Source organism: Dactylosporangium sp. CA-092794 (assembly GCF_050948465.1).
Taxonomy (GTDB): Bacteria; Actinomycetota; Actinomycetes; order Mycobacteriales; family Micromonosporaceae; genus Dactylosporangium.
This window is the reverse complement of the sequence record NZ_CP192044.1, coordinates 8,063,098-8,075,657: the sequence shown is the minus strand read 5'-3', so window position 1 is coordinate 8,075,657 and position 12,560 is coordinate 8,063,098. Positions and strand designations below refer to the sequence as shown.

The 12,560-nt window shown below is 69.6% G+C and carries 13 protein-coding genes and 1 pseudogene; 10 read left to right on the top strand and 4 right to left on the bottom strand.

Translation table 11 applies throughout. The annotated features are described in order from the left end of the window. Positions 1-65 precede the first annotated feature (65 nt). The 6 genes from ACQPXD_RS34500 (at position 66) to ACQPXD_RS34475 (ending at position 7,933) form a co-directional block, all read left to right on the top strand. Positions 66-1,277: a cytochrome P450 gene (locus tag ACQPXD_RS34500; protein WP_432825503.1), complete on the top strand. Its 1,212-nt coding sequence runs from the start codon at positions 66-68 to the stop codon at positions 1,275-1,277. After that, entirely contained in the window at positions 1,277-2,260 is a 984-nt protein-coding gene (locus tag ACQPXD_RS34495) for an MBL fold metallo-hydrolase (protein WP_432825502.1), read from the top strand. The genes ACQPXD_RS34500 and ACQPXD_RS34495 overlap by 1 nt, the downstream gene beginning before the upstream one ends. After that, the gene (locus ACQPXD_RS34490) at positions 2,257-3,240 is read left to right on the top strand and encodes a fumarylacetoacetate hydrolase family protein (protein WP_432825501.1); all 984 of its coding nucleotides are present in this window, start codon (positions 2,257-2,259) and stop codon (positions 3,238-3,240) included. The genes ACQPXD_RS34495 and ACQPXD_RS34490 overlap by 4 nt, the downstream gene beginning before the upstream one ends. Then, positions 3,237-5,204, top strand: a complete 1,968-nt coding sequence (locus ACQPXD_RS34485; RefSeq protein WP_432825500.1) for an acetoacetate--CoA ligase — start codon at positions 3,237-3,239, stop codon at positions 5,202-5,204. Before ACQPXD_RS34490 ends, ACQPXD_RS34485 begins: the two co-directional genes overlap by 4 nt. Before the next feature lie 9 nt (positions 5,205-5,213). Continuing rightward, on the top strand, positions 5,214-6,170 hold the full coding sequence (locus ACQPXD_RS34480) for a PDR/VanB family oxidoreductase (protein WP_432825499.1): 957 nt from the start codon (positions 5,214-5,216) through the stop codon (positions 6,168-6,170). A gap of 590 nt (positions 6,171-6,760) precedes the next feature. Further along, entirely contained in the window at positions 6,761-7,933 is a 1,173-nt protein-coding gene (locus ACQPXD_RS34475) for a CapA family protein (protein WP_432825498.1), read from the top strand. Positions 7,934-8,214: 281 nt separating this feature from the next. On the opposite strand, the gene ACQPXD_RS34470 is transcribed toward ACQPXD_RS34475, so the two are convergent. The 3 genes and pseudogenes from ACQPXD_RS34470 to ACQPXD_RS34460 all read right to left on the bottom strand — a co-directional run bounded on the left by ACQPXD_RS34470 (position 8,215) and on the right by ACQPXD_RS34460 (position 9,845). Next, a complete protein-coding gene (locus ACQPXD_RS34470) occupies positions 8,215-8,937 on the bottom strand; it encodes a hypothetical protein (RefSeq protein WP_432825497.1) in 723 nt (240 codons plus the stop codon). A 151-nt stretch (positions 8,938-9,088) separates the two neighbouring features. Then, a pseudogene (locus ACQPXD_RS34465) lies at positions 9,089-9,258 on the bottom strand (transposase); the annotation flags it as partial. A 188-nt stretch (positions 9,259-9,446) separates the two neighbouring features. After that, positions 9,447-9,845 (bottom strand): hypothetical protein, encoded by a 399-nt coding sequence (locus tag ACQPXD_RS34460; RefSeq protein WP_432825496.1) that lies wholly within the window; start codon positions 9,843-9,845, stop codon positions 9,447-9,449. On the opposite strand from ACQPXD_RS34460, the gene ACQPXD_RS34455 reads away from it, so the two are divergent. From ACQPXD_RS34455 to ACQPXD_RS34445, 3 genes are read left to right on the top strand one after another with little or no spacing between them, the layout of a single operon-like run. Further along, positions 9,838-10,452, top strand: a complete 615-nt coding sequence (locus ACQPXD_RS34455; protein WP_432825495.1) for a hypothetical protein — start codon at positions 9,838-9,840, stop codon at positions 10,450-10,452. The two genes, ACQPXD_RS34460 and ACQPXD_RS34455, sit on opposite strands and share 8 nt — an antisense overlap. Before the next feature lie 4 nt (positions 10,453-10,456). Continuing rightward, on the top strand, positions 10,457-10,828 hold the full coding sequence (locus ACQPXD_RS34450) for a Gfo/Idh/MocA family protein (RefSeq protein ID WP_432825494.1): 372 nt from the start codon (positions 10,457-10,459) through the stop codon (positions 10,826-10,828). 21 nt (positions 10,829-10,849) lie between these two features. Beyond that, positions 10,850-10,981, top strand: a complete 132-nt coding sequence (locus ACQPXD_RS34445) for a hypothetical protein (RefSeq protein ID WP_432825493.1) — start codon at positions 10,850-10,852, stop codon at positions 10,979-10,981. Positions 10,982-10,993: 12 nt separating this feature from the next. On the opposite strand, the gene ACQPXD_RS34440 is transcribed toward ACQPXD_RS34445, so the two are convergent. Continuing rightward, positions 10,994-11,620: a TetR/AcrR family transcriptional regulator gene (locus ACQPXD_RS34440; RefSeq protein ID WP_432825492.1), complete on the bottom strand. Its 627-nt coding sequence runs from the start codon at positions 11,618-11,620 to the stop codon at positions 10,994-10,996. A 323-nt stretch (positions 11,621-11,943) separates the two neighbouring features. Between ACQPXD_RS34440 and ACQPXD_RS34435 the strand changes: the two genes are divergently transcribed. Then, entirely contained in the window at positions 11,944-12,531 is a 588-nt protein-coding gene (locus ACQPXD_RS34435) for a TetR/AcrR family transcriptional regulator (RefSeq protein WP_432825491.1), read from the top strand. Positions 12,532-12,560 lie beyond the last annotated feature (29 nt).

The window sequence follows — 12,560 nt, the reverse complement described above, 5'->3', positions numbered from 1 at the left end:
CCCGAGTGCAGAGTGACTCACATCACTCTGCACTCGGGTGCAGTTTTCGAGGAAGAGGTTCCTCCATGACCAACCTATCGATACAGGCGCCGATCCAGCCGAGCGAACTCGACCCCTACCGGCCGGCTGCGCTGGCCGACCCGTACCCGGTCTACGCGCGGCTCCGCGAGCAGGGCCCGGTCGTCTTCGTCCCCGGCCGTGACATCTGGCTCGTACCCGGCTACACCGAAGTGGTCAAGGTCCTGCGCAGCCATGACGACTTCGTGTCCGGCGACGGGGTGACCTATGCGGCCGCCACGCTGCGCACCGAGCGCTACCCGCTCATCGAGAGCGACCCGCCGGACCACAACCGCATCCGCCGGTCGCTGCAGCCGGCGTTCATGAAGGACCCCATCGAGGCGCTGCGACCAGAGATCGAAGCCGCCGCCGCGCGGATCGCTGCAGAGGTCGCCGGCTTGGGCGAGTTCGACGCAGTGCAGGTGGTGGCACAGCCGATGCCCGACCGCGCGATGCAACTGCTGACCGGGCTCACCCCGCCGAGCCGCCAGACCCTGGCCGAATGGAGCGACGCGGTCTCGCGCGCCGAGGAACCCGCCGGAACACCGCATCACTTCGAACTGCTGACCGAAGCCTTGAACTGGCTGGTCGCTGAGGGCATCGCCGCGATGCCGGCGCACTGCCTGGGCCGCCTGATCATGAGCGACGGCGGCACCGACGGCCGGCTGGACCCCGAGGGCCCGGAACGGTTGATGACGCTGGCCTCAATCTGGATGGCCGGCATCGACTCGACCGGGGCACTGCTGGGCAACGCCATCGACGCCTTCATCGAGCACCCCGACCAGTGGGAGCTGCTGCGGTCGCGACCGGACCTGATCCCCAACGCGGTCGACGAGCTCCTGCGGTACGAGGCGCCGTTCCGGGTCTTCTACCGGCACACGCGGGCCGAGGTCGACCTCGGCGGAGTCACGATCCCGGCCGGAGCGTCGGTGGGCGTGCTGTACGGGTCGGCCAACCGCGATCCCCGCCAGTTTCCCGAGCCGGACCGCCTCGACATCACCCGGGAGAACGCCCGCACCCATGTCGCCTTCGGCACCGGCCTGCACTTGTGCCTCGGGCAGCCGCTGGCGCGCCTGGAGGCGGCCGCCATGCTCACCGAGCTCACCACCCGCGTGGAGCGGTTCGAACGAGCGGGCGAGCCGGTGCGCGACCCGAGCCAGACCGTGCGCAAGTTCGCCGCGCTGCCGGTGCGGATGATCCCCGCCAAGGGCGCCGCGTGATGAGCGGCGGCGCTTCCGGCCCGCACGACCTGGGCGTGGACTGCCACGCCTGGCTGGTCGGCGCGGGAGGATGGGGCCAGAGCAACACCGGCCTGGTCCGCGGAACGGGCAGCTCGCTGCTGGTGGACACCCTCCTCGACCTGCCCCACACCGCCCAGATGCTCCAGAGACTCGCCCCGCTCACCGACCGCCACCCGATCCGGACAGTGGTCAACACCCACTCCGATGGCGACCATTGGTTCGGCAACCAGTTGGTCGCCGAACCGGGGGTCGAGATCATCGCCTCGCAGGCCGCCGCGGCCTCGATGACGCCCGCCACGGCCGTCGAGCTGGCAAGCCTGTGGGCTCGTGACGACCGGATCGGGGAGTTCGTCCGCGCGGTCGCCGGATCCTTCGACCCGGCGGGGATCACCCCCACCCCGCCCACCCGGACCTTCAGCGGTGAGCTCGACCTCGACGTCGGCGGGCGCCGGGTGAGGCTGGTGGAGGTCGGCCCGGCCCATACCGCCGGCGACACGGTCGTTCATGTTCCCGACGCCAGAGTCGTCTACACGGGCGACATCGTCTTCATCGGTGGGGCGCCGCTGGTGTGGGACGGCCCGGTGTCCCGCTGCATCGCCGCCTGCGACCTGCTCCTGGACCTCGACGTCACCGCCATCGTCCCGGGCCATGGACCGGTCACCGACAAGAGCGGCGTGGGGCGGGTCCGTGACTATCTCGCGTACGTCGAGCTGGAGGCGACCAAGCGGTTCGAGGCCGGACTTGACGTCGCCGAGGCGATCTCCTCGATCGACCTGGACGGCTTCCCGGAGATGTCCGAGCACGAACGCATCGCCGCCAACGTGACCAACGTCTACGAAGAACTCGACCCTACGAGGCCGCGAGCCGGCCGCCTGGAGCAGTTCGACCTGATGGCCACCGTTCACCTGTGCGCCGCCGCGCCGAGGGTGCCGGCCAAACGTCAGTCGGGGGATCGCGCATGAAGATCGCCCGGATCGAGCTGGACGGCATGACAGGGCTGGGAATCGTCGGGGACGGCCACGTCCAGCCCCTCGCCGCGGGAACCGACCTGTCCGAGGTGCTGGCTGTCTCCGTGGAGGAGCGAGCCGAGCTGGTGGCCGGGGCCACGGACGGTGATCCGGTACCCCTGTCGCAGGTGCGGTTGCTGGCCCCGGTCCAACCCGGGGCGCTGCGCGACTTCCTCGTCTTCGAGGAGCACCTCGAAGGCAGCCTGGGCGTGCTCGGAGCGCAACGGCCCCACCCCGCCTGGTACGACCAGCCGTTGTTCTACTTCTCCAACGCGAACGCGGTGATCGGCCCCGACGACCCGGTCGAGGTGCCACCGGGATGCCGGCAGCTCGACTTCGAGCTGGAGTTGGCCGCAGTGATCGGCAAGCCCGGCAGGGACCTGACACCCGAGCAGGCAGCCGGGCACATCGCCGGCTACACCCTCTTCAACGACTGGTCGGCGCGTGACCTGATGGCGCCGGTGATCCCCTTCGGCATGGGGCCGGTCAAGGGCAAGGACTTCGCCAACACGCTCGGCCCGTGGATCGTCACCGCCGACGAGCTCGAGCCCTACCGCCACGGCGACCGCCTCGTCCTGGAGATGCACGCCGAGCTCAACGGCGTCCCGCTGCCGGCGGGAGGAGACAGCTCGGCCAACATGTCGTGGTCGTTCGAGGAGATGGTCGCCTTCGCGTCACGTGGAGTGGAACTGCGTACCGGCGAGGTGCTCGCCTCCGGCACGTGCGGCGGTGGCTGCTTGCTGGAGCACTGGGCCCGCACCGGAGTCGAGGATCCGCCACCGCTGAAGCCCGGCGACGTCGTCACCCTGGTCATCGAAGGCATCGGCTCGGTCTCGAACCAGGTCGTCGCCGGAGCCGACCCGATTCCGGTGCCACGCGCGCGGGTGGGAATGCCTCGTCGACCGCGCCCCTGGCACGCGGGAGCGAAGTCGTGACGACCCTCCAGCCCGCCCAACTCTGGGCTCCTTCGGACGGAGTCACCAGCCGAGCGGCGATCACGTCGTTCGCGCGGCTGGCCGCCGATCGCGGTGGGCCGCCCCCCGGCGCCCCCTACGACGACCTGTGGCAATGGTCGGTGCGAGACCTGCCGGGATTCTGGGGCAGCGTCGCCGAGTTCTGCGGTGTGGCCTGGGAAACCCCGCCCGACCGGATCGTCGACGACGCTGCCATGCCGGACACCAAGTGGTTTCCCGGCGGGCGTCTCAACTACGCCTCCCAGGTCTTCCGGACTCCGCGGAGCGGGGTGGCGATCGTCGGGCACGACGAGACCGAGACCAGCCGGACCTTGACCTGGGACGAGCTGGAGGCCCACGTCGCCGCCCTTGCCGCCACGCTCACCGCCCTCGGAGTCCGGGCGGGCGACCGGGTGGTGGGATACCTGCCTGACATTCCCGAGGCGATCGTCGCCTTCCTCGCCACGGCCAGCCTCGGGGCGATCTGGGCCGGATGCGGCACCGACCTGGCCGCCGAGGCCGCGCGTGCTCGCTTCTGCCAGATGGGCCCCTCGGTGCTCGTCGCTGCGGCCGGACACCACCACCGAGGCCGCTGGGTCGACCGGACCCACGAGGTCGCACAGCTGCGCGAGGGGCTGCCGAGCCTGCGGGCCAGTGTGCTCATCGGGAACGGGCACCGAGATGGGCCCGGGCGTCACGACGAGACCATCGCGTGGGCTGAGGCCGCCGCTCCCTCGGCGGACGCGGCACTGTCTCCTCTTCCGCTCCCGGCGGACCATCCGCTGTGGGTCCTGTTCACCTCCGGGACGACAGGGCCCCCGAAGGGTATCGTTCACGGCCACGCCGGCGTCGTAGTGGAGCACCTCAAGACCCTGAGCCTGCACCTGGACATCGGTGCCGGCGACCAGTTCTTCTGGTACACCACGCTGAACTGGATGATGTGGAACCTGCGGGCCGCTGGACTGCTCCAGGGAGCCACCGTCCACTGCTTCGACGGCGCCCCCACCCCCGCCAACCTGTGGGGGCTCGCCGAGCGCGCCGGAATCACCCACCTCGGGATCAGCCCGGGGTTCCTGAACGCCACCCGCGACGCCGGAGTCCACCCCGCGGCCGACTTCGACCTCTCCGCCCTGCGCTCCGTGGGCTGCACCGGCTCGGTGCTGACGGCCCCGGTACACGAATGGGCCGCCGCCGAGCTCGGCCCGGGCGTGCTGATCGGGTCCACCTCGGGGGGAACCGACGTCGTCAGCGGCTTCGCCGGGTCGGTTCCCACTGAACCGATCCGGGCAGGTGAGATCGCGGTGCGCTGCCTCGGCGCCGACCTGCACGCGTGGTCGGCCACCGGGGAGCCGCTCCTGGACGAGGTCGGCGAGCTCGTCGTCACCTCGCCCATGCCGTCAATGCCGCTGCGGTTCTGGAACGACCCCGACGGCAGCCGCTACCGCACCGCCTACTTCGAGGAATTCCCCGGCGTGTGGAGGCACGGCGACTGGGTCACTCTCACCAGCCGCGGGTCGGTGATCCTCCATGGCCGCTCCGACGCCACCCTCAACCGGGCCGGCATCCGCATGGGTAGCGCCGACATCTGCCAGGCCGCCGAGGACCTGCCCGAGGTCAGCGAGGCACTGGTCGTCGGCCTGGAGGAACCCGACGGCGGCTACTGGATGCCGATGTTCGTCACGCTCGCCGAGGGGATCACGCTCGACGCGGCGCTGGCGAGCGCCATCAAGGCAGCCGTGCGAAACCGGGTTTCGCCCCGGCACGTGCCCGACGAGGTGATCCAAGCCCCGGGCATTCCGCACACCCACACCGGCAAGAAGCTCGAGGTCCCGGTCAAGACCATCCTGCGGGGCATCATCACCGCCGCCCAGGCGCACGCCGTCGACCGCCCCGAGCTCCTGGACTTCTACCGGCACATCGGCGAGGCCCGCCGGGAGAGGAGCTGACCGAGAGGCATGCCTACCACCGACACCTTCGAGACCGTCCTACTCCGCAAGGAACTCGTGGCCGACCAGGTGGTCCTCCTCACCCTGGCCACACCGGACGCCAGCCAGTTGCCGGCCTGGCAGGCCGGAGCACACATCGACCTCCACCTCGGCGACCCCGCGGTGGTCAGGCAGTATTCACTGTGCTCCTCGCCCGCCGACCGCACCACCTACCAGGTCGCGGTGCTGCGCGAGCCGCAGAGCCGGGGAGGGTCCGCTTTCGTCCACGACTCCCTGGCCGTCGGGGACAAGGTCCTCGTCGGCGGCCCTCGCAACAACTTCGACCTAGTCGACGCGAGGCGCTACATCTTCATCGCCGGCGGAATCGGCATTACCCCGATGATCCCGATGATCGAAGCCACCAACCGAGCCGGAGCGGACTGGACGCTCCTCTACGGCGGGCGTACCGCAGCCTCGATGGCCTTCACGGAACAGCTCGCCGCCATCGACGCCCAGCGGATCCACGTCCGGCCCCGAGACGAATGTGGACTGCTCGACCTGGCCGGCCTGCTCGCCCAGCCCGAGACCGGGACCGCGGTGTACTGCTGCGGCCCCGAGCCGCTGCTCAAGGCCGCCGAGGAAGCGTGCGGCGTCTGGCCCGCCGGGTCGCTGCACGCGGAGCGCTTCGCACCCCTCGCCAGAGGCAACGATGGCACCGACTCCGGCTTCGAGGTCGAGTTCGCCCAAACCGGCATCACCCTCGTGGTCCCGCCGGAGGAGTCGATCATCGACGTCGCGGAGGAAGCCGGGATCCCCGTCGTCTACTCCTGCCAGGAAGGCACCTGCGGGTCCTGCGAGGTCGCCGTCATCGACGGCCAGCCCGACCACCGCGACTCCATACTCACCGAAGCCGAACGTGCGGCAGGGAAGACCATGATGATCTGCGTGTCCCGTGCGAAGACCCCTCGACTTATCCTCGATCTGTAAGGACCCGAGCACCCGGCACCGGCGTATGCCGGCGGCGGGGCCGGCACAGCGCCGCGCGTCGTGCACGACGAGCACCGGGCAGTGCGCGTGTGCGGCCAGCCGTTCGCCCGCGGAGCCGACCGGCAGCGCCTCGAAGCCGCCCGCGGCGTCCACGGCGGCCCATCGCACGGCCGCGAGGCTCTTGTCCGAGCCGTCCACCCCGACGACGACCATTTGTTCGCTGCTCACCATGAACCCCTCTCGCCGGCGCACCGAGCGGGGGACATACCCTGCGGCCATGGCCGGTATGCCGGGTCTCGGCGAGCGGTTGGTTCCTGGCGGCGGCGCTCAGCCGGCGACCGGAGCCGGTTCTGGGACAATCACCACGGGGCATCCTGCTCGTTCCGCGCAGGCGTGGGCTCGCCGGCGCCGCCCCGCCTGCGACACCGTCGGCTCTCGGTGCCCCGGGCGGGCCGGTGACGGCGGGCGTGGGCGGCGGGTCGCCGTCGCTGCCTTCCGTGTGCTCGGCGAGCGATGCGCGGGGTGGTGTTTCGGGTGGATCGTTTGTGGCGAGGGGTACCGGACACGCGGAGCTTGTCACGATCCCGTGCGTGCGAATCAAGCAAGCTGCCTTGGTCGGCCTGACTCTCATTGCCGCCGCGTTCGTCGCCGGGGCCGGTGCCTGTACGAACGCCGCAGAGCCGGCCGCAGTCGGGCGATCGGTGTCACCACCCGCCGCCTCCCTGGCCCGCCCCAGGACGCTCAGCGTCGTCGCGGCGGGGGACCTGTTCGTGCCGCCCGACCTGACCGCGCAGGCCGCCGCCGATGCACGCGCGGCCGGCAAGCCCGGCCACGACTTCACGCAGATCCTCGCCGCGGTCGCCCCGATCGTTCGGTCGGCGGATCTGGCGGTCTGTCACGTGGAGCAGCCGCTCGCCCCACCGGAGGGCCCGTTCACCGGCTGGCCGACCTTCAGCGCGCCCCCGCAACTGGTCGACGCGGCCGCCGGCGCCGGCTTCGACACCTGCTCCACGGCCTCGAACCACACGCTGGACCACGGAGAGGAGGGCGTGCGGCGCACGCTGGACAACCTCGACCGGGTGGGGCTGCACCACAGCGGATCGGCGCGCTCCGCGGCGGAAGCCGCCACGCCCAACGTCTTCAGCGTGCACGGCGTGAAGGTCGCGCAGCTGGCGTACACATTCAGCTTCAACGGTATCCAGCGGCCGCCGGGCAAGCCGTGGATAGCCAACCCCATTGACGTCCCGAAGATCCTCCACGACGCGCACGCGGCGAAGCAGGCCGGTGCGGAGATCGTCATCCTGTCCATGCACTGGGGGTGGACCGAATACCAGAACGCGCCCGATGCCGACCAGGTCAGCCAGGCCAGGCAGTTGCTCGCCAGCCCCGATGTCGACCTGATCATCGGCATGCACGTCCACGTCGTGCAGCCGTTCGAGAAGATCGGCGACAAATGGGTCGCATACGGCCTGGGCAATCTCCTGTGTCGCTTCTCGGACGGCACAGCGGAGAACACACAGGACTCCGCCGTGCCACGGTTCACGTTCACCGAAGTCACCCCCGGAACGTGGCGGGTCACCGACGTCGAGGTACACCCCATGTTCATGGCGTACCACCCGCAGGCCCGCCTGGTCGATGTCGCCGCGGCAGCCAACGGCGTCGCGCCCGGCACCGGATACGCCCGCATCCTGCAGCGCATCTCCGGCGACGTGAACATGCGCGGAGCCGAGGCCGCCGGGCTACGCATGGTTCGCCCAACCTGACACTGAATCGGAGGCTGCTTGCGCCACTTCGCCGCCGTGCGCGTCGTTGGAGCGAGGGCATCGGTTCAGCCGATTGGCGGCGTCAAAGCCGTCGCGGTTGATAGAGCCGTGGGTCGGTTCCGTTCGGACGTTCGCCTCTGGCCGGTCGGCACGGTGTCCCGGCATCAGGTACTGCAGGCGATATCGCTGTCGGATCCCTGCAACCGTGACGAGTTTGCCGGTGACACTGTGCGGCCTGATGAGATGTCCTTCGGCGGTATGAGCGACGATGACCGGTGGGATCACCAGACCCGCGTGCGTGCGCCATCCGGCACTGCGCCAGTAACGCCGGGTAGTGGCCACCGGGCCGCACACTGCGGCGTGAACCGCGCCCCGGCAAGCTCGGTCAGCGAGCGCTGGTCCGGGCCGAAGGCCGGCTGCCACACGCCGGCGAGGTGCCATTTCAGCAGTTGGTCACCGGGTGGATCGATGATTTTCCGGTACGCCATCCAGGGCGCCTGCAGCAGGGCGCCGCCGGCGGCGGTGAGCCCGAGGTGCTGCCAGGAGGGGCGGTAGCGGCGCCGTAGCAGCAGGAGCCCCATCGGCAGCAGCGTGAATGCCACGCCGGCGTGAGCCACCATGCCGGCTCCGGCCGCCACACCGGCGAGCGCCCACATGGAGCGTGCCGGTCGGCCGAAGAACAGCAGCGCGAACGCGGTCAGCGTCATGCTCGCGGCGAGGAGCTTGGGCCAGACGAAGACGCTGTTGTACACGAAGAAGCCGGTGAACAGGAACATGGTGAGTACGACGATGAGTCGGTAGCCGGTCAGCCGCAGGGCGCGCAGCAGCGCCCACACAGCAGGCACGCACAGCACCTGGAGCAGGACCGCGACCGGCGGTCGCAGCGCGAGCAGGGCGACGGCGCCCACGGCGGTGAGGTAGCTGTAGATTTCGCCGGCGGCGCGGTTGGCGAGGTAGATCCAGACGGCGGCGTAGCTGAACACGCCGCCGGCGACGGGCACCACGAGGTATCGGGCGATGAGGTCCCGCCGCGCGAGTTCGGCACCGATGACGAGGCCTGGCGCCAGCAGCCAGATGGCCTGGATCAGCAGCAGGAACGGCGTAAACTAGCCAGAGGCCATGGCGGCGATCTCCCCGGGAACCGCGGTCGGTGCTGCGGGAGAACCGCCGCCACGAGATCGAGTCGGACACCTCCGCGCATAGCCGAGGCGGTAGCGGTGCTTGAGGAACATCAGCCGCAGGTACGTCTCCATCGGCACGCTCGGGCGGCCCATCCGTGGCGAGAAGTGCGGTACGAACGGGGCGAAGAACCGCTCGTCGTCCAGACGGCCGTACACGCCGACAACCGTCGATCTACCTTTTCAGGTCGAAGTAGCTAGGACCTCTAGGGGAACGAGTCGGGGATGGCGGAGACACCGAGAAGGTTTGAGCAGGGTTTCAACGATAGTGCGGTGCGACGGTAGGCGAAGCATCAGCGCTGTTCACCGGGAGAGGAAGCTCGCCAACCGGCGTTTCACCCTTCGACGGCTGCGATGATTCCGGCGGTTCGCTCCGCGAAGAAGGAGACCACGGCGATCGCGATGAGGAGGACGGGGACGGCCGAATTGGTCGATGATCCGCGGTCCGGGGGTGTGCGCCGCGACAGGATCACGAGCGCGAGCATGGCGGCGACGGCAAGCGCCCCGATGGAGACCGCGAGGCTGAGCAAGAACGAGATGATTCCCCACGGCGGTATCGACATGACGGGGAAGAACGTCTCTGCGATCACCACGACCCAGCTGCCGACGAGCAGGAGCCAGCCGGTCCGCGCGAGGCGTCCGTCACTGAATCGATCGACTCGTGCACCGAGCGATCGGATCAGCATCGCCGCGCCGCCTGAGACGAACAGCCACCGCAATAGTTGGTTGAGCAAGGGTCTCCGTTCCTGGCGCGGCGAGGAGGAGTATCACGCCCGGGCACGCGGCCTCCGCCGCGCCCGCGCCGCCATCATGCTCGCCCTCGCGCTTCCCGGGAGCATGTATCTCTACCAGGGCGAGGAACTCGGCCTCCCCGAGGTTGCCGACATCCCCGCCGACCGACGCCAAGACCCCGCCTTCTTCCGCACCGGAGGCGCCGAAGCGGGCCGCGACGGCAGCCGCGTGCCACTGCCATGGACGTCCAGCGGCATCTCGCTCGGATTCGGCGAGGCCGACCCTCACCTGCCCCAGCCGGCATGGTTCGCGGCCTACTCGGTCCAAGCCGAGGAGGCCGACACCCGCTCCACGCTGTCCCTATACCGCCGGGCCGTCGAACTCCGGCACCGCCTGCAGACCGCCGCACCGCTGCAATGGCTGGGCGAGCATGACGACTTCGTCGCCTTCACTCGCGGCGACCGATGGATCTCAGCGACGAACTTCGGGACCCGTCCGCTGCCGCTGCCCGAGGGCACCGTGCTGCTCGCCAGCGCCGACCTCGCCGAATCCGGCGTGCTCCCACCCGAGACCACGGTGTGGTTGCACAGGCCCGACGAGCACCGCTGAGACCATGACCGATCATCTGCGCTGGGGCATCCTCGGCACCGGGGTCATCGCCCAGATCTTCACCCGCGACCTCACGCTCGCGGGGTTCCCGGTGGCCGCCGTCGGCTCACGAAGCATCGACAAGGCCCGGTCATTCGCCAGCGGCGGCGCGCACGGCGTCACCTTCGACGTCGGCCGGGCGCACGGTAGCTACCAGGCCCTCCTCGAGGACCCGCACGTCGACGTCGTCTACGTCGCGACGCCCAACCCGTTCCACGCCGAGCACGCCATCGCCGCGCTCCGAGCCGGCAAGCACGTGCTCGTCGAGAAGCCCTTCGTCATGAGCGAGCACGAGGCACGACAGGTCTTCGAGGCCGCGGCACGTTCACCTCGGTGACCGCCCTGATCGCCAGCATCCGTGACTACGTCGCGCACCTGGAACACCGACGCGCGGCCGTGCACCTGGACCGCTACCGCCGACGAGATCCTCGCCGAGGTCCGCTGGGTCCAGACCGGCATCAAGCAACTTGTCGAGCACAACACCAAGTAACACCCAACAGGATCACGCGACGCTAGGGGACGACGTTGCGATACCTCGTGCGGAAGCCTGTGAGCCGGTGGTCCCGCCCAGCACCCGCCAGATCGCCTCGAACGCGGCATCACCGAGGGCCTCTGCCGCGGCCGGCTCTCGGATGATCGCGTCGATGGTGGCGTCGGCCATTGCGGTGACGAGGGTGAGTACGAAGCCCATCGGCTGGTCTTGCATGGGACCCTCGGCAAGACTGCGGGTGAGCACTTGCGCCATCCCTCGCTGGGACTCGCGAACCAATTGATGGCTCTCTTCGCTGATCTCGTCGGCGACCTCGAGCTGGGCCAACGCGCGACGCTTCTCCGGATGGGCGGTGGCCCAGCCAAGCCACCGTGTCCACATGTGAAAGACCTGCTCGTACGGGGCCGCGTCCGTGGGCAAATCACGGACGGCGGCAGTTCCCATTTCCGCCTTCAACTCAATGAAAAGCTCATTGAGGAGCGCGGACTTGGTGTCGAAGTACACGAACAATGACCCGTTCGAGACCCCGGCCGCCTCGGCGATCGCCGCCGTGGGCGCCCCAAGGCCCCGGCTGGCGATGACGTGAGTCGCCGCCGAAAGGATCGCATTGCGCCGGTCCTGGCTTCTCGGTCTCGCCATACCGCCAATATAATAAAGAGTGTCCAGTCGGTCAAGTGTTCGAAACGGTCCGACCGAGTCGTCCGGATGGCCGCCCGTACCTCCGAGTGGCGATGGGCCGATGGTTCCGGCGCATCCAGGGAGTTCGGCGCCACAGTGCACCGCTGATCGGCGGGATGCCGAAAGCCGGCCGGCACGCGTCCCGCGCCCGAGCTAAGTCCCGCGTGCGCTCAGACGGCAACTGGCGGATCGCTCGGACGACACCGTCGCGCACGCCAACACCCTCGGTGGCATCGGACCGCCGTTGTGTTGACCGACTAGACACTCTCTTATAAGCTCGGTGTATGCCGAGACCACGGAGCGCGGACCGTCGCAACGCGATCCTGGCGGCGGCGACGCGGGTCATCGCCGCTCAAGGGCTGGGCGCTGCGACAGCCACGATCGCCAGGGAGGCAGGCGTCTCCAACGGATCCCTGTTCGTCTATTTCGATACGAAGGTGACACTCCTGAACGAGCTGTACATCACCCTCAAGGCCGGCATGGGCGAGGCCGCCGTCGATGGGCTGCCGACCGGGAGTGACGTGCGCGAGCAGTTGCGCCACATGTGGAACCAGTGGTTGCGCTGGGCCACGTCCTTCCCGGAGAAGCGACGAGCGCTGGCCCGGCTTGAGGTGTCGGACGAGGTCACCGCGGAGAGTCACCGGGTCGCGAGCTCCGCGTTCCGCGGCATCGCAGACCTGCTGGCCCGAAGCGTGGCCGCCGGGCCGATGCGGGAGGTGCCGCTGGGCTTCGTCGTCACTCTGGCCGGCGCGCTCGCCGACTCGGCCAGCGACGCGATGATCCGTGAGCCGGACCAGGCGGAGACCCACGCCCGGATCGCGTTCGACGCGATGTGGCGAATGATCGCCGGACCTGCCCTTCCCGCTATCTGATCAGACCATCAACAACTACCCAGGAGCCG

Bases quoted from the DNA above. Each gene is read 5' to 3' on its own strand.
- ACQPXD_RS34500 (WP_432825503.1), top strand. From the start codon at position 66: ATGACCAACCTATCGATACAGGCGCCGATCCAGCCGAGCGAACTCGAC.
- ACQPXD_RS34495 (WP_432825502.1), top strand. From the start codon at position 1,277: ATGAGCGGCGGCGCTTCCGGCCCGCACGACCTGGGCGTGGACTGCCAC.
- ACQPXD_RS34490 (WP_432825501.1), top strand. From the start codon at position 2,257: ATGAAGATCGCCCGGATCGAGCTGGACGGCATGACAGGGCTGGGAATC.
- ACQPXD_RS34480 (WP_432825499.1), top strand. From the start codon at position 5,214: ATGCCTACCACCGACACCTTCGAGACCGTCCTACTCCGCAAGGAACTC.
- ACQPXD_RS34450 (WP_432825494.1), top strand. From the start codon at position 10,457: ATGACCGATCATCTGCGCTGGGGCATCCTCGGCACCGGGGTCATCGCC.
- ACQPXD_RS34440 (WP_432825492.1), bottom strand. From the start codon at position 11,620: ATGGCGAGACCGAGAAGCCAGGACCGGCGCAATGCGATCCTTTCGGCG.
- ACQPXD_RS34435 (WP_432825491.1), top strand. From the start codon at position 11,944: ATGCCGAGACCACGGAGCGCGGACCGTCGCAACGCGATCCTGGCGGCG.